Below are 15,869 nucleotides of genomic sequence, written 5' to 3' on the forward strand. Positions count from 1 at the left end.
AGCATGGAACAGATTATTCTCTTCGCTCCACTTCTCGGCGCATTGATTGTTGGTTTTGGCCACAAAGCCCCTGGTGATAAAGCCTCGCAGTGGATTACCACTGGGCTTTTGTTCCTCGCGGCGGCGCTGAGCTGGGTTGTTTTCCTTGGATTTGATGGCGTCACGCGCCAGATCGAACTGATGACATGGATCCAGTCGGGCACACTTGATACAAGCTGGGCCATCCGTCTTGATCGCCTCACGGCGATTATGCTGGTTGTGATCAATACGGTTTCAGCACTCGTGCACCTGTATTCTATGGGCTACATGGCTCACGACGAGAACTGGAAAGAAGGCGAGAGCTATCGCCCGCGCTTCTTTGCGTATCTTTCGTTTTTCACCTTCTCGATGCTTATGCTGGTGACTGCAGACAACCTCATCCAGATGTTCTTTGGCTGGGAAGGGGTCGGCGTTGCCTCTTATCTTCTCATTGGTTTTTACTATCGTAAGCCAAGCGCCAATGCCGCAGCGATCAAAGCTTTTGTGGTCAACCGTGTGGGCGACTTTGGTTTTGCGCTTGGTATTTTCGGGCTGTTCTACCTTGTCGACAGCGTGAACCTTGATGACATCTTCGCAGCGGCGCCGACACTGGCTGAGACGCAGATCAGCTTCCTCTGGACAGAGTGGAACGCGGCAAATCTTCTTGCGTTCCTCTTGTTTGTAGGTGCGATGGGCAAATCGGCCCAACTGTTCCTGCATACGTGGCTGCCGGATGCGATGGAGGGGCCAACACCTGTTTCGGCTCTTATTCACGCGGCGACCATGGTTACAGCTGGCGTTTTCCTTGTTTGCCGCATGTCGCCCCTGTTTGAATTTGCCCCAGAGGCCAAGGCGTTCATTGTCTTCCTCGGCGCGACAACTGCTTTCTTTGCTGCCACCGTCGGCCTGGTGCAAAACGACATCAAGCGCGTGATCGCTTATTCGACCTGTTCGCAGCTTGGCTATATGTTCGTTGCGGCTGGTGTTGGCGTTTACTCGGTCGCGATGTTTCACCTGCTGACGCACGCATTCTTTAAGGCGATGCTGTTCCTTGGTGCTGGCTCCGTCATTCACGGGATGCACCATGAGCAAGACATGCGAAACTATGGCGGTCTGCGTAAAAAGCTTCCGTATACCTTCTGGGCAATGATGATCGGTACCTTGGCTATCACTGGCGTTGGTATCCCGCTGACACATTATGGCTTTGCGGGCTTCCTTTCAAAGGATGCAGTGATTGAAAGCGCCTTTGCGGGCACGGCAGGGGGCTATGCCTTCTGGATGCTCGTCATCGCGGCTTTGTTCACGTCTTTCTATTCTTGGCGCCTGATCTTTATGACATTCTTTGGCAAGCCACGTGGGGACAAACAAACGCATGATCATGCGCACGAAAGCCCTGCTGTGATGCTCGTGCCGCTTGGAGTACTTTCGCTGGGTGCGATCTTCTCTGGGATGTTGTGGTATAACTCGTTCTTCGGCCATACCGACACAGTTGGTAAGTTCTTCGGCGTGCCTTATGCCGAAGCAGGGGCGCATGGTGATGATCATGGCGCAGCGAAAGCTGAAGACGGTCACGGCGATGATCATGGTGAAGCGAAAGCTGCGAAGCATCATTATGTTTTCACTGGAAAACCAGGTGAGGGCGCGATTTACACTGCAGAGAATAACACGGTTTTGAACGACGCTCATGAAGTTCCCAAGTGGGTTAAAGTGAGCCCGTTTGTCGCCATGCTGGTCGGCTTTATTACAGCTATGTGGTTTTATATCTGGAGCCCAAGCTTGCCGGCGAAACTTGCTGAGAGCCAACGGCCGCTCTATCTCTTCTTGCTCAACAAGTGGTATTTTGACGAGATTTATGACTTCCTTTTCGTGAATCCAGCCAAAGCACTCGGGCGTTTCCTTTGGAAAAAAGGCGATGGACGCGTGATTGACGGAACGATCAATGGCGTCGCTATGGGAATTATCCCGTTCTTCACTCGCCTCGCAGGGCGCGCCCAGTCGGGTTATATTTTCACCTATGCATTCGCCATGGTTCTCGGGGTCGTCGTCCTCGTCATGTGGATGGCCTTTACAGGGGGCACACGGTAATGGACAATCTTCTTTCCATTGTCACTTTTATTCCAGCGCTTGCGGCGCTCATTCTGGCGCTCTTTCTGCGCGGAAATGATGAGGCGGCAGCACGCAATGCTAAGTGGGTGGCGTTGATTGCAACGTCGATCACATTCTTGGTCTCGCTTTTCATCCTGTCAGGCTTTGACTCCTCGGATACTGGCTTTCAAATGGTGGAAGAGCGCGAATGGTTGATGGGGCTAAAATACAAGCTAGGCGTTGACGGTATTAGCGTCCTGTTTGTCATGCTCACCACCTTCATGATGCCACTGACGATTGCAGCAAGCTGGAACGTCAGCACGCGCGTGAAGGAATATATGATTGCCTTCCTCGTTCTTGAAACGCTGATGCTTGGCGTCTTTATGGCGCTTGATCTTGTGCTCTTCTATGTCTTCTTTGAAGCGGGCCTTATCCCAATGTTCCTGATCATCGGGATATGGGGCGGCAAAGAGCGCATTTATGCGAGCTTCAAATTCTTCCTCTATACCTTCCTGGGCTCAGTTCTCATGCTTGTGGCTATGGTTGCGATGTTTGCAGATGCTGGAACGACCGATATTCCGACGCTTATGACCCATACATTTGGATCTGAGGGCTTCTCTATCCTTGGGGTGCAGGTTGTTGGCGGCTTACAGACGCTCATGTTCCTTGCGTTCTTTGCGAGCTTCGCGGTCAAAATGCCGATGTGGCCTGTGCATACATGGCTCCCTGATGCGCACGTTCAGGCGCCGACCGCGGGCTCTGTTGTTCTGGCAGCGATCCTTTTGAAAATGGGCGGCTATGGTTTCTTGCGCTTTAGCCTGCCGATGTTTCCTGTGGGATCAGATGTCATGGCACCGCTTGTGCTTTGGATGTCGGCAATTGCGATTGTTTATACGTCGCTTGTCGCGCTTGTTCAGGACGATATGAAAAAGCTCATTGCTTACTCCTCGGTCGCTCACATGGGCTTTGTGACCATGGGGATCTTTGCTGTGAACCAGCAGGGTGTTGATGGTGCGATCTTCCAGATGATCAGCCACGGCTTTATCTCGGGCGCGCTCTTCCTTTGTGTAGGGGTCATTTATGATCGTATGCACACCCGCGAGATCGACGCTTACGGCGGCCTTGTAAACCGCATGCCCGCCTATGCACTGATCTTCATGTTCTTCACCATGGCCAACGTGGGCTTGCCTGGTACTTCAGGTTTTGTCGGCGAATTTCTCACGCTGATGGGTATTTTCCAAGTCAACACCTGGGTTGCGGCCGTCGCGGCTCTGGGTGTGATCTTGTCGGCGGGGTATGCGCTTTGGCTATACCGCCGCGTTGTATTTGGCGATCTGATCAAGGAGAGCCTCAAAACCATCAGCGATATGACTGCGCGTGAGAAGGCTATCTTTGCGCCGCTTGTCGTCATGACGCTGTTGCTCGGTGTTTATCCGAGTCTTGTCACCGATATCATCGGGCCTTCAGTCGAAGCGCTCGTTTCAAACTATCACATTGCCTTGCATGATGCAGGCACGGCCGCCGCTGCGCTGGCCCAATCGCACTAACGGAGAGACTTATGCAGGCTGATCTGAATACAATCCTGCCGGAAATCGTGATTTCCGTCTACGCGATGCTGGCGCTTTTGGGGGCTGTCTACACGAGTAAAGACAAGCTCGCGGGGCTCGTAACATATGCAACAGCGGGGCTATTGCTCTTGGTTGCCGCGTGGATCGGGCTATCCGGGGTCGGAGCCACGACTGCCTTTGGCGGCATGTTTGTCGACGATGCCTTTGCACGCTTTGCCAAGGTAACGATTTTGCTATCTGCTGCCGCCGTCCTGGTGATGGGCATGGGCTATCTTGAGCGTCACAAGATGATGAAATTCGAGTACCCTATCCTTGTGGCGCTTAGTGTCGTCGGGATGATGTTTATGGTCTCGGCTGGTGATCTTATGGCGCTTTACATGGGGCTTGAGCTGCAATCTCTGGCACTTTACGTGATCGCCGCGATGCGCCGTGACAGTCTGCGTTCGACAGAGGCGGGCCTCAAGTATTTCGTATTGGGTGCTTTGTCTTCAGGCTTGCTGCTCTATGGTTCTTCGCTGGTGTACGGCTATGCTGGCACGACACTCTTCTCAGGCATTGTGGCCGCAGCTGGCGATGGGCTTGCGCCTGTGGGCCTTCTATTTGGTCTTGTCTTTGTAATGGCGGGTCTCGCGTTTAAAGTGAGCGCTGTTCCGTTCCATATGTGGACGCCTGATGTTTATGAAGGTTCCCCCACACCTGTAACGACCTTCTTTGCCACAGCGCCCAAAGTTGCTGCGATGGCACTGTTTGCACGGGTGCTGCATGATGCTTTCGGTGGTGTTTCAGCTGACTGGACGCAGGTCTTGATCTTGATTTCGGGCCTTTCCATGTTTGTCGGCGCGATTGCGGCGATTGGCCAGACCAACATCAAACGCCTTATGGCTTATTCTTCGATTGCCCACATGGGATACGCGATGATTGGTCTTGCGGCTGGAACGGCCTTCGGGATTGAGGCGATGCTGACCTATATGGCGATCTATGTGACAATGAATATTGGCACGTTTGCCTTTATTTTGAGCATGGAGCGGGACGGTATTCCTGTCACAGATATTGATGCTCTTCGGATGTATTCGAAAGCTGAGCCGGGCAAGGCTATGGCGCTTTTGGTTCTGTTGTTCAGTCTTGCGGGCGTTCCGCCTATGTTGGGCTTTTTTGCCAAGCTTGGCGTCTGGCAGGCTGGTATTGACGCAGGGCTGTTCTGGCTTGTTGTTGCAAGCGCGGTAGCGTCAGCGATCGGTGCCTATTACTATTTGCGCATCGTTTACTTCATGTATTTTGGAGAAGAGACGCAGGCCGCAATGGACGAGAACAGCTCGCCTGTGCTGTGGGTCATGCTCATGGGTGCGGCTCTGGTTATGGTTGTCGGTGTTGTAAGCCTCTTCGGGATAGATAGTGCAGCGGCCACAGCGGCAGCAGCACTTGTTAACTGATTGTGGCGCTGCCTTCGGACTGGCCTTCGGGATATGATCTTCGCAGTTTGAGCGAAGTTGATAGCACGATGTCAGAAGCGACACGCGTTCTGAAAGAGCTTGCTGGGCCATGCTGGATATTTGCGGCGCACCAGACTGGTGCGCGCGGCAGGCGGGGTAGGGCTTGGGCTATGCCCGCTGGTAACTTTAGTGCCAGTCTTGTTTTGCCAAATGCGGGAAGCCCTGCCGAGATGGGCTTGCGGTCTTTTGTTGCGTCTCTTGCTTTGTACGATGCTGTACGCACTGTGGCTGGCCCAGATGCTAACTTGAGCCTTAAGTGGCCCAATGATGTACTGCTCAATGGTGGCAAGCTTGCAGGAATTTTACTTGAAAGCGCAGGCAATGCGCTGGTGATTGGCGTCGGCGTGAATTTGGCGAAAGCACCTGAAGTGAACGAAGTCGAAGAGGGTGCTCTGCGGCCTGTGGCTCTTAAGTCCGAAGCGGGAGCCGATGTCTCTGCAGAGGTATTCATGACCTATCTGGCAGCCGCCTACGCACCATGGGAAGAGCGCTTTCGCACCTATGGCTTTGGCGTCGTGCGTGAGGCTTGGCTGGCCAAAGCGGCCAAACTTGGCGAGCAGATACGCGCCCGCACAATGCGCGAAGAGATGCATGGTACGTTTGAGACGGTGGACGAGCAGGGGCATTTGGTATTAACCAGTGCCAAAGGGCGTATGAGCATTCCTGCTGCAGATGTGTTTTTCTAAGGGGGGAAGCCCATGTTACTCGCGATAGATTGCGGCAATACCAATACAGTTTTCTCGATTTGGGATGGCGAAAAGTGGCTGTGCACGCTGCGCACCTCAACGCATAACTCGCGCACTGCGGATGCCTATTTTACGTGGTTCACGACCCTCATCAGCCACTACAATATCAAGCCTGACATCACCGATGTTGTGATCAGTTCAACTGTGCCGCGCGTCGTCTGGAACCTACGGGTTTTCGCTGACCGCTTCTTTGACTGTCGTCCACTTGTCGTAGGCAAGCCAGAGTGCCTTTTGCCTGTGTCACCAAGGGTCGACCCAGGTACTGGGGTTGGTCCTGATCGGCTCGCCAATGCAGCGGGTTGTTTTGACAGACATGGCGGCAACGCTATGGTTATCGACTTTGGCACAGCGACCAATATTGATGTGGTGGCCGAGGATGGTGCCTATGTGGGGGGTGTGATTGCGCCAGGGGTCAACCTGAGCCTTGAAGCGCTTCACCAAGGCGCGGCGGCCTTGCCACATGTAGACATAACGCAGCCCGAGCGCGTTATCGGGACAAATACTGTTGCTTGTATCCAGTCTGGAATATTTTGGGGCTACGTCGGCCTCATAAAAGAACTGACAAGCCGCGTGCGCGAAGAGTTTGGCGGACCAATGAAAGTGATTGGGACGGGCGGGCTTGCGCCGCTGTTTGCCCAAGGTGAAAAACTATTTGATACAATTGAAGATGACCTCACGATGCACGGGTTGCGCGTGATACACAGCTATAACAAAGAGCAGGGAACTATATGAGCACGGAACGACTAATCTACCTTCCCCTTGGCGGGGCAGGCGAGATCGGAATGAACTGTTACGTCTACGGCTATGGGCCGAAAGACAAGGAGCGGCTTATTCTTGTCGATCTGGGCGTGACATTCCCTGACATGGATACGAGCCCCGGGGTCGACCTCATCTTTCCTGACCTGACTTGGCTCACGGACCGCAAAGACCAGCTAGAGGCGATATTTATCACTCACGCGCATGAAGATCATGTTGGCGCTGTTGGGCATTTCTTTGGTCAATTGGGTGTGCCTGTCTATGCAAGGGCCTTTACGGCCAATATCGCGCGGCGCAAACTTTCTGAGCATGGCTTCGGGGACGAGACCGTGACCACGGTTTCTGCTTATCCCGAACGCGTTGAGACAGGGCCTTTCAAAGTGAGCTTTGTTCCTGTGTCACACTCGATCCCTGAAAGCTCTTCCTTGCTGATTGAGACAGCAGGAGGGCGCGTCTTCCATACAGGTGATTTCAAGATTGATCACGACCCGATCGTTGGTGAAGCTTTTGATGAGGCGCTTTGGCAGGACATTGCCAAAGACGGGATCAAAGCTCTGGTTTGCGATTCAACCAATGTGTTCAGTAAAAGTGCTGGTCGTTCCGAAAGTGAACTTGGTGGTAACCTTGAAGCGCTGATCAAAGGCGCTGAACGGATGGTTGTAGCAACAACATTTGCCTCAAATGTCGCCCGTGTGAAGACGCTGGCCGAGGCTGGCGAACGTGCTGGACGTTCTATCTGCCTTATGGGGCGTGCAATGCGCCGCATGGTGGAAGCGTCGATAGAAACGGGTGTTCTCGGAAGTTTTCCGCCAGTTGTGTCAATTGACGATGCGCGTGACGTGCCGCGTGAAAACTTGATGCTTTTGGTCACAGGCTCACAAGGCGAGCGCCGCGCGGCCTCAGCTCAGCTCGCGCGTGGCAAGTTCAACGGCATTGAGATGAAAGAAGGGGATATGTTCCTCTTTTCTTCAAAGACTATTCCGGGCAACGAGCGTGGCGTGATCTCGATCATGAACCAGTTTTCCGAAATGGGTGTTGATGTCGTCGATGACAACGACGGCCTTTATCATGTCTCTGGTCATGCCAATCGCCCTGACATTGCCAAGGCACATGAGTTGATGGACCCTCAGATGGTTATTCCGATGCATGGCGAGCACCGCCATTTGCGGGAGCATGCCAAGCTTGCTGAAGAAGCTGGGCGCGCGAGTGCTGTGGCCGTGAATGGTATGATGGTGGAACTTTCAGGGAATAAGCCCAAGGTGGTCGAGTATATCGAGACAGGCCGCCGTTATCTTGATGGCTCAACCCAGATTGGTGCGCTTGACGGGATTGTGCGAGACCGTATCCGTATGGCCCTCAATGGGCATGTTATTGTCACGGTTATTTTGGACGAAGACGGCGAGCCTCTTGGCGAGCCTTGGTGTGAGCTGATGGGATTGCCCGAAACAGGCCGCAGCAAAGCGCCTCTGGTCGAAGTGCTGGAAGAAGACCTTGGGCAATTCCTTGGCCGTGCGAAAGAAGCGACGCTGAAAGACGATGGTAAGATCGAACAGGAGCTTCGCAAGATTGCGCGTCGCACCACGCTCGATGAGATTGGCAAAAAAGCCGAGGTGAGTGTCATTATTAGCCGTTTGGCTTGATAGCGACGCTATTTAGTCGAAAAGCTGGCAGAAGCTATCGAATAGGGCCGCTCTCCTGAGAAAATAGGGAGGGCGGCTCATGTCTGCACATGACTTTATCAATCTGAAAACTTATCCCATCGGGGCTGATAGCCCTGAAAGGGTGGCGTTGCTTGAGAGCGTGCGCGCAGATTTGGAGCGTGATGGATGCGCTGTTCTAAAGGGGTTTTTGACGGCTGATGGCGTTGCGGCGCTGACAGCCGAGGCAGAAAGCGTATCAGAACAAGGCTACCGCTCATTTAACCGTACCAATGCATACTTCACAAAGGATGATCCCGACTTGCCAGCGGATCACCCCAAGCGACAGTTTTTTGATCGCTCCAACGCATTCATTCCTGCTGACAACTTTTCACCTGACGGGGCCTTACGTCAGATCCATGACTTTGAAGGCTTTGACGCCTTTATTCAGGCGTGTTTGCAGGAAGAGAATTTTTATCGCTATGCTGACCCGTTGGCGGATGTGATCGTGAATATGGCAGAGGAAGGCGAGGGCTTCCCTTGGCATTTTGATACAAATAATTTCACGGTAACACTTGCCATTCAGAATGCCGAAAGCGGGGGCGCTTTTGAGTATGCGCCTGCGATCCGTGCTGAGACCGAAAACTTTGACGAAGTCGGCCGCGTTCTGCGTGGGCAATCTGACAGAGTGAAAGTGCTAGAACTGGAACCCGGCGATTTGCAGCTCTTTCGCGGGCGCTACTCTTTACATCGCGTCGCACCGCTTAAGGGGCAGCGGCGGCGCTATGTTGCGATTTTTTCGTATGTTGAAGAGCCAAACATGGTTGGGGCGCCAGAGCGTACAGAACAGCTTTATGGGCGCACCCTGCCCATTCATCACGAACGGGCAGGGCAACGGATTGATGTGTTGATGGATTAGTTTTCCATACGTTCTTCAAAGCTTTTGGCAATAAAGGTTGGCATATCAGTGCCAAGGCCAACCGGCTGACCGCCGCGCTGGTTGTTGTTGCGGGTGTTGTCATTTGTCCGTGGCGTATTTTTACGCTCATTTTGCTGTGAACGGCTTTGAGCCTGCTCATTTTGTGTGTCGCTAGGCTGGGATGCAGCGGGCGTTTCTTGCTTTGGCGCATCTTCTTTTGTGGCTTCGACGATCTCAGCTTTGGGCGCTGCAGACTTGGGTTTGCGCGAGCGGGAGGGGCGCTTTGGCTTCTCTTCTGTCTCGGGCTTACTTGTGGCTGCGGCTGTTTCAGGCTCAGATACAAGCTCCTCACCGCCCCGCGGGATCTGGTGCTTCACCAAGGCTTCGATGTCTGTAAGGTTACGCTCGTCGCGCGTGCTGCAGATCATGATCGCGGTGCCTTTTTTGCCTGCGCGACCTGTCCGACCGATACGGTGAACGTAGTCTTCGGCATGGCTTGGCACGTCGTAGTTAAAGACATGGCTAACGTTTGGAATATCTAGGCCACGCGCGGCAACATCGGAAGCCACAAGGAAACGCAATGTGCCATCGCGGAACCCGTCGAGCGTGCGCATGCGGTGCGACTGTTCAAGGTCACCATGGATGGCAGCCGCATCGAGGCCGTATTTTTTCATGGATTTGGCGACCGTATCGACATCAATTTTACGGTTACAGAAGATGATTGCGTTTTTACACTTCTCGCCTTCGCCTTCGATCAGGTCGCGCAGAAGCTTACGTTTTTCCGTACCTTCACGGTCTTTGCGTGAGCCTTTGAACATGACCACGGATTGGGTAATGTTCTCTGATGTTGTGGCTTGGCGCGCGACTTCGATGCGGGCTGGGTTTGAGAGGAACGTGTTTGTGATGCGCTCGATCTCTGGTGCCATAGTCGCCGAGAAGAAAAGCGTCTGGCGGGTGAACGGCGTAAGACTGAAGATGCGCTCAATATCAGGGATAAAGCCCATGTCGAGCATGCGGTCGGCTTCGTCAACCACCATGATTTGTACACCAGTCAGCAAGAGCTTGCCGCGTTCAAAATGGTCAAGCAGGCGTCCTGGTGTGGCAATGAGAACGTCTGCGCCCCGGTTGATCACAGCCTCTTGCTCTTTGAAGCTAACACCACCGATGAGCAGGGCTTTATTGAGTTTCACATATTTGGCGTAGGCGTCGAAGTTTTCAGCAACCTGCGCCGCCAGCTCACGTGTGGGGCAGAGAACAAGGCTGCGAGGCATCCGTGCGCGGGCCCGGCCACGGGCAAGCATCGAGATCATTGGCAGAGTGAATGACGCGGTCTTGCCAGTGCCTGTCTGGGCGATGCCCAAAACGTCACGGCCTTCGAGTGCGGGAGGAATCGCGCCAGCCTGAATGGGAGTGGGTGTTTCGTAGCCTGTGTCGGCAACAGCTTTGAGAACCTTTGGATCAAGATTCAGATCAGAAAATTTTGTCATGTGTATCCGTTGTTTACGGACACATCAGGGCCCGTAGCATCTTGGCAGGAGTTAGGCCCGTTTGGCCCAGCCTAGCGCTTTATCAACTCCTGACAGGGTCTTTAGCCAAAAGGGGCGGTAAGGTCAATGTGTCCGCACGGTTGGCACCGTTTTACGCGGTTATACAGCTGAAGTGATACCTGTCTGCTTTAATCATTTTGCTGGCTTTTATGTGCGCGGTCCAAAGTGCTTTTGTCGTTTGGCCTCTAGCTCCAGATCGTAGTTGCGCAAAAGGCCATGATCATCCAAGCGCTTCAAAAGCTCGGGTGTCGCAGTGCAGACTTCCTCATAAAATGCTTTGAGGCCCTCCTCGCCATCCGTGTCTTCGATCGTTTTTAACAACTCGTGAAGTGTAAGCCCGCCAAGCTCTGGTGCGCGGTTTGGCTTGAGTTCGGCGCGATAGACGCCGTGAGAGAGCCGATAGCGGTAGTTTTGCATCCAGTGGCCATAGCTTGCGGCGTGGATGTGGCAGAGTTCTGTGCCGAGAAGTTCTTCTTGCTCAGGGTTTTGGACACCACCGAGGAAGACGTTGTGGATACGAAAATCTGCCTCTTCGGAGCCAGTGCGGGCGAAGAGCTTACCGGCGACGTGGCTGAGAAAACCACCATTTAAGTGATGGCCGTATGTCGGATAAATTGCGTCTGTTTCGCGCTGACGCTGCTTGCGCTCGTTGGTCATCGCTTTGAAGTAGGTGCCCGTCTGAGAGGCGAGGGCTTCGATCGGCCGCACGCGTGCGGCCATGCAGCCTTTGGGCAAAGCGGCGAGCTGTTCCGCAAGGGTCTGCTCACGGGGCCAAAGGAACTCATCGACATCGATATGCGCAAGCCAATCGAGCCCGTCCGCTTTGCGTTTGTAGGCGTGGCGTGCATTTGCGCCTTGTCGCGCTTGGTGTTTTACGGGGCGGTTCTTGCCGCGCCAGTGCTCTCCATGCGTGCGTAGGACGCGCAGCTTGGGGTGTTGTCTTAGAGCTTGAAAGGCGGGCTTGTTGTCATCATCAAGATACAGGATGAGCCTATCAGCCCCTAGCTCCAGATGGTGCGCAGCGAAGCGCTCGATCTCCTCCAGAGGGGCTTTAATCGTGCTTACAATGCCCCACTTCATCGCGATTTTGCCTCAGCGTTGCGGGCGCTAGCGCGGCGTTGTTTCATTATAGCGAGACGGCGGAAGATTGTCCCATCTTCGGCGTTCAGCGCATCAAGCAGGCTGAGTGCTAGTGGCTTGAGCACTGGGGCTTGCTCGGCTTGAAGATAAAGCGGAGCCAGCAAGGCCAGATCCAGGCCGCCGTTGTTGAGCGAGTATTGATCCATCGCGAGAGGCATAGGGGCGGGGCTGCGCTTTCCGAAACGATGAGGCTCTTCAGGAGCAAGGCCTGTGAAAAGGCGCTCAAATTCGTAGAGCTTTATGAGGCCAAAGAGCACTTTGAGAGATGCGCCCAGGGCCTGCTCAGAACCGATTGTGCCGTGATCGGCGAATGTCATCGCAGAGGAGACTTGCCAGCGCAGGTCAAGTTGTGTGAGCAGGTGGGGGCTTTCCTCGGCCCAGAGGCGGCGAAAGAGAGGGGCAGCACCTGCAGGGGGCTCGTCGCGACGGAGCAGTGCGATTAGGCGGGCATTGAGAAAGGCGAGCTCAGAGAGGCCGCTAAACTCACGCGCTATCATGCTGGATTTTAAAGCAAATGTGCCACGTTCGCTTTGAGGCTCTGCTGCACTTTCGGGCAGCAGGCTTGCCCTCAATGGGGCGAAGTCTTGTGTGAGATCAAACGATTCGTCGTCCATATGAAACGGCGTGCGGCGTTTCATCCAGCGTGCGATAATTTCTTCTGCGCCGCCTGCGTATGTAAGGGTTTGCGAACTCATAAAAAAATACTGCCACGGGGTGGCGACCTAGACCATCATTTCCTTTGTCGCGGTGAGTTTGATCTCTTTGTGATCGCGCTCGACGCGGTCAATATCCCACTGAAGACGTGTGAGATACACGATGTCTCCATCGTGGTCGTGAGCGATATGTTGTTTGTTTAAATTGACAAATTTTTCAACATCTTGACGTTCACCATTCACCCAGCGAGCGGACTTGAATTGAGAGCCTTCAAAGCGCACAGGAAGGCCATACTCGAGCTCGATGCGGCTTGCGAGCACTTCAAACTGAAGCGCGCCGACCACACCGACGATGAAGCCAGAGCCGATGCTTGGCTTGAAAACTTTGGCGGCTCCCTCTTCGGCAAATTGCATCAGGGCCTTTTCGAGGTGCTTAGACTTCATCGGATCCATCGCACGTACACCTTGCAAAAGCTCGGGTGCAAAGGAGGGAATATTGGTAACGCGCAAAAGTTCACCTTCGGTTAACGTATCGCCGATACGCAACTGGCCGTGGTTGGGAATGCCTATGATGTCACCAGCCCATGCTTCTTCGGCAAGCTCGCGGTCGGAGGCTAGGAAGAGTACTGGGTTAGTGATTGCCATCGGCTTTTTGCTGCGCACATGGGTCAGTTTCATCCCACGTTTGAAGTGGCCTGAGGCCATGCGCACAAAGGCCACGCGGTCACGGTGCTTTGGGTCCATGTTGGCTTGGACCTTGAAAACAAAGCCAGAAACTTTGGTTTCTTCGGGGGCGATATTGCGAGGCTCGGCTTTTTGGACCTGCGGCTCGGGGCCGTATTGGCCGATGCCGTTCATGAGCTCTTGGACGCCGAAGCTGTTGATGGCGGAGCCAAACCAAATCGGGGTCATATGGCCTTCAAGGACAGACTGGGGAACGAGCTCAGGGAGCAGTTCGCGGGCCATTTCGACCTCTTCGAGAAGCTTCTCAAGCAGGTGCTTGGGCAAGTGCTCGGCCAGTTTTGGGTCATCTAAGCCTTTGATCTTGATGGATTCAGCAACTTTGTTTCTGTCTGCACGGTCCATCAGCTCAAGGCGGTCATTCAAGAGATCATAGCAGCCCATAAATTCGGAACCGACCCCGATGGGCCAGCTGGCGGGCGTCACGTCTATCGCCAGCATCTCTTGAATTTCGTCAATGATTTCAAAGGTATCGCGGCTCTCGCGGTCCATCTTGTTACAGAAGGTCAGGATCGGAAGGTCGCGTAGGCGGCAGACTTCAAAGAGCTTTTGGGTCTGGCTTTCAACGCCCTTCGCGCCGTCGATAACCATCACCGCAGCGTCGACTGCAGTAAGCGTGCGATAGGTGTCTTCAGAAAAGTCCGAGTGGCCGGGGGTGTCCACAAGATTGAATCGCAAGCCACTGAAATCAAATGACATTGCCGAGGCCGAGACAGAGATACCACGGTCCTTTTCCATCTGCATAAAGTCCGAGCGAGTGCGGCGGGCTTCGCCCTTGGCACGCACTTGTCCGGCCATCTGGATGGCGCCACCATAGAGGAGGAATTTTTCCGTCAGCGTGGTTTTGCCAGCATCGGGGTGCGAGATGATCGCGAAGGTCCGACGACGGGCAATTTCAGCGGGAAGCTTGGGGCGGTTTGAAAGGTCTGTAGCCATGAGCGCGCGTATAGGTAAGGAACGCGGCTTTGGCAAGAATGCTTGCGATTCTAGGGGGGTGAAAAGCGTGCACAAGGCGTGCACAACCCGTGCACCGCCCAAACGGGCGTTCGGCGGCCTTGGGAAAGGTTAATGCCTTGCTGTCAGTCTGCTTCAAAACACCGTGAGGAGAGACCATGACACAGGCGACGAGAGACAAGGCCGAGCGCGAAATGATGATGGAGCTGCGCGCGCTTCAGGAGACGCTCAAGGCGGAGTGGATCGACACTGCGCTGCCCGAAGACTGGCACGGGCTAGAGGACAGGCCAATTGCCCGCGCCAAGACGCGGGTCACTGTGCGGCTGGATGCGGATATGGTGCGCTGGTTTCGCAAAATTGGGCCAGGCTATGGCGCACGCATCAACCAGATATTGCGGCTCTACTGGCTTGGGCTTGCGTCAGGGAAGGTGCGGGGGCACTGGGACGACGCTTCCCATGTACCACGTTTTGAGCGGTATATGGAGGGCAAGATCGCACGCCAAATTGAACAGATGGAGCGGCGACGGGCTGCGGAGACAGAAGGCTAACCGCCGCGGGACGCGAGCAGTAGCAACTTGGCTGCATCGGGGCGGTTTAACAGATTGGCTCCGACTTCAAACTCGCCATGATTGCGGGCAGCATGGCCTGCGAGTGTTCCGCTGAGGGTTTCGGCGACATGGTCGGGCAGGGCGGAGCGGGTGCGCGGATCAATCAGCAGGGTCTCGGCGGCGATGCCTTCAGCGAAGACAATTTGATGGTTCTCAAAGAGGATTTGAAAGTAGTCGACAAACCCGCCTTCCTGAACAAAAACGCTCTCGCCGTTGACGAGGTGGCGCGCCTTAAGCAGCACTTCTGCACGGCCTGCTCCGAGCTTGTCTTCGCGCTGGTAGACAAAGAGGCGGTGGTCTGGGGAGACGAGAAGATCGTTCTCGTTGTGAAGCGTGCCCTTTGTGATCATCACAGGGGCGAAATCACCTATCGCGCGGACGGTGTGATGACCGATCCAGCGGATTTCTTGTGGGCCATCGTCCCGTGTGAGGAGTTTGTCTCCGATTTTGAGGGCTTCGACGGCGCGTTGTTCGCCTGTGGCAAGGCTCAGGCGTGTGCCGCGTGTGAAGGAGACACAGGCCACCTGAGCAAAGCGCAGAGGGGCGTTTTCTGCATCTATTCCGACGAGGCGATAGTCTTCTTTTGGCTCAAGCGGTGCGAGGGGCATCGCATAGACCTGAGCAACATGGCCTTCATCATTGACCTCAACCAGAAGGAGCACTTCGATGGCTTGGCTTTGGGCATCCATCAGGGTGATGCAGCTGTCGAGCACAACGGTTGCGCCGATTTTGCCTATTTGAGTGTTGTCGCCAATGCGGAAGTGCCCGTTTTCCAACGCGTGTAGACCAAGGCGAAGGGGGGCAGCTTCGGCCGCGAGCTGATAATAATCGTCAAGCATGAGATCGGCGGCAAAGCTCAAGTTATCGCCAAAGTTGGCTCCGCCTGAGACTGGCATCATGGGCGCAGGATAGACTTGCAGGGCTTGGGCCGTTTCACTCATAATCTTGAACACTCTTCACGCGGGGAACACTGCAAAACGCTAGTATAGGATTGGGGCAAAAGCGCG

Annotated in this window: 13 protein-coding genes; 8 read left to right on the top strand and 5 right to left on the bottom strand. The window is 54.4% G+C overall.

Translation table 11 applies throughout. The annotated features are described in order from the left end of the window. Nucleotides 1–3 precede the first annotated feature (3 nt). The 7 genes from nuoL to DSM117340_RS05015 all read left to right on the top strand — a co-directional run bounded on the left by nuoL (nt 4) and on the right by DSM117340_RS05015 (nt 9,219). A complete protein-coding gene (nuoL, locus tag DSM117340_RS04985; protein ID WP_354689882.1) occupies nt 4–2,103 on the top strand; it encodes an NADH-quinone oxidoreductase subunit L in 2,100 nt (699 codons plus the stop codon). Beyond that, the gene (locus DSM117340_RS04990; protein WP_089888352.1) at nt 2,103–3,650 is read left to right on the top strand and encodes an NADH-quinone oxidoreductase subunit M; all 1,548 of its coding nucleotides are present in this window, start codon (nt 2,103–2,105) and stop codon (nt 3,648–3,650) included. Before nuoL ends, DSM117340_RS04990 begins: the two co-directional genes overlap by 1 nt. An 11-nt stretch (nt 3,651–3,661) precedes the next feature. Next, entirely contained in the window at nt 3,662–5,101 is a 1,440-nt protein-coding gene (gene nuoN, locus DSM117340_RS04995; RefSeq protein WP_089888354.1) for an NADH-quinone oxidoreductase subunit NuoN, read from the top strand. Between the two features lie 47 nt (nt 5,102–5,148). Continuing rightward, nucleotides 5,149–5,847, top strand: coding sequence for a biotin--[acetyl-CoA-carboxylase] ligase (locus DSM117340_RS05000; RefSeq protein ID WP_271437075.1), 699 nt, complete (start codon nt 5,149–5,151; stop codon nt 5,845–5,847). A gap of 12 nt (nt 5,848–5,859) precedes the next feature. Further along, nucleotides 5,860–6,639, top strand: a complete 780-nt coding sequence (locus tag DSM117340_RS05005) for a type III pantothenate kinase (protein ID WP_354689883.1) — start codon at nt 5,860–5,862, stop codon at nt 6,637–6,639. Beyond that, nucleotides 6,636–8,303, top strand: a complete 1,668-nt coding sequence (locus DSM117340_RS05010; protein ID WP_089888359.1) for a ribonuclease J — start codon at nt 6,636–6,638, stop codon at nt 8,301–8,303. Before DSM117340_RS05005 ends, DSM117340_RS05010 begins: the two co-directional genes overlap by 4 nt. Nucleotides 8,304–8,382: 79 nt before the next feature. Then, nucleotides 8,383–9,219: a phytanoyl-CoA dioxygenase family protein gene (locus DSM117340_RS05015; protein ID WP_089888360.1), complete on the top strand. Its 837-nt coding sequence runs from the start codon at nt 8,383–8,385 to the stop codon at nt 9,217–9,219. Here the strand turns inward: DSM117340_RS05015 and DSM117340_RS05020 are convergent. The 4 genes from DSM117340_RS05020 to DSM117340_RS05035 form a co-directional block, all read right to left on the bottom strand. Further along, the gene (locus DSM117340_RS05020) at nt 9,216–10,706 is read right to left on the bottom strand and encodes a DEAD/DEAH box helicase (RefSeq protein WP_089888362.1); all 1,491 of its coding nucleotides are present in this window, start codon (nt 10,704–10,706) and stop codon (nt 9,216–9,218) included. The genes DSM117340_RS05015 and DSM117340_RS05020 overlap by 4 nt on opposite strands. A 207-nt stretch (nt 10,707–10,913) precedes the next feature. Then, nucleotides 10,914–11,846, bottom strand: a complete 933-nt coding sequence (locus DSM117340_RS05025; RefSeq protein WP_271437074.1) for a glycosyltransferase family 2 protein — start codon at nt 11,844–11,846, stop codon at nt 10,914–10,916. Continuing rightward, a complete protein-coding gene (locus DSM117340_RS05030) occupies nt 11,843–12,601 on the bottom strand; it encodes a hypothetical protein (protein WP_354689884.1) in 759 nt (252 codons plus the stop codon). Before DSM117340_RS05030 ends, DSM117340_RS05025 begins: the two co-directional genes overlap by 4 nt. 27 nt (nt 12,602–12,628) lie before the next feature. Continuing rightward, nucleotides 12,629–14,236, bottom strand: a complete 1,608-nt coding sequence (locus tag DSM117340_RS05035; RefSeq protein WP_089888367.1) for a peptide chain release factor 3 — start codon at nt 14,234–14,236, stop codon at nt 12,629–12,631. Nucleotides 14,237–14,412: 176 nt separating this feature from the next. On the opposite strand from DSM117340_RS05035, the gene DSM117340_RS05040 reads away from it, so the two are divergent. Next, nucleotides 14,413–14,802, top strand: coding sequence for a BrnA antitoxin family protein (locus tag DSM117340_RS05040; protein WP_218140869.1), 390 nt, complete (start codon nt 14,413–14,415; stop codon nt 14,800–14,802). Here DSM117340_RS05040 and DSM117340_RS05045 read toward each other — a convergent pair. Beyond that, nucleotides 14,799–15,803, bottom strand: coding sequence for a Hint domain-containing protein (locus tag DSM117340_RS05045; RefSeq protein ID WP_273486123.1), 1,005 nt, complete (start codon nt 15,801–15,803; stop codon nt 14,799–14,801). The two genes, DSM117340_RS05040 and DSM117340_RS05045, sit on opposite strands and share 4 nt — an antisense overlap. Nucleotides 15,804–15,869 lie beyond the last annotated feature (66 nt).

Origin of the sequence: Lentibacter algarum, assembly GCF_040580765.1 — a bacterium.
In the GTDB taxonomy this organism is placed as follows: domain Bacteria; phylum Pseudomonadota; class Alphaproteobacteria; order Rhodobacterales; family Rhodobacteraceae; genus Lentibacter; species Lentibacter algarum.

Bases quoted from the DNA above. Each gene is read 5' to 3' on its own strand.
- nuoL (WP_354689882.1), top strand. From the start codon at position 4: ATGGAACAGATTATTCTCTTCGCTCCACTTCTCGGCGCATTGATTGTT.
- DSM117340_RS04990 (WP_089888352.1), top strand. From the start codon at position 2,103: ATGGACAATCTTCTTTCCATTGTCACTTTTATTCCAGCGCTTGCGGCG.
- nuoN (WP_089888354.1), top strand. From the start codon at position 3,662: ATGCAGGCTGATCTGAATACAATCCTGCCGGAAATCGTGATTTCCGTC.
- DSM117340_RS05005 (WP_354689883.1), top strand. From the start codon at position 5,860: ATGTTACTCGCGATAGATTGCGGCAATACCAATACAGTTTTCTCGATT.
- DSM117340_RS05010 (WP_089888359.1), top strand. From the start codon at position 6,636: ATGAGCACGGAACGACTAATCTACCTTCCCCTTGGCGGGGCAGGCGAG.
- DSM117340_RS05015 (WP_089888360.1), top strand. From the start codon at position 8,383: ATGTCTGCACATGACTTTATCAATCTGAAAACTTATCCCATCGGGGCT.
- DSM117340_RS05020 (WP_089888362.1), bottom strand. From the start codon at position 10,706: ATGACAAAATTTTCTGATCTGAATCTTGATCCAAAGGTTCTCAAAGCT.
- DSM117340_RS05025 (WP_271437074.1), bottom strand. From the start codon at position 11,846: ATGAAGTGGGGCATTGTAAGCACGATTAAAGCCCCTCTGGAGGAGATC.
- DSM117340_RS05030 (WP_354689884.1), bottom strand. From the start codon at position 12,601: ATGAGTTCGCAAACCCTTACATACGCAGGCGGCGCAGAAGAAATTATC.
- DSM117340_RS05035 (WP_089888367.1), bottom strand. From the start codon at position 14,236: ATGGCTACAGACCTTTCAAACCGCCCCAAGCTTCCCGCTGAAATTGCC.
- DSM117340_RS05040 (WP_218140869.1), top strand. From the start codon at position 14,413: ATGACACAGGCGACGAGAGACAAGGCCGAGCGCGAAATGATGATGGAG.
- DSM117340_RS05045 (WP_273486123.1), bottom strand. From the start codon at position 15,803: ATGAGTGAAACGGCCCAAGCCCTGCAAGTCTATCCTGCGCCCATGATG.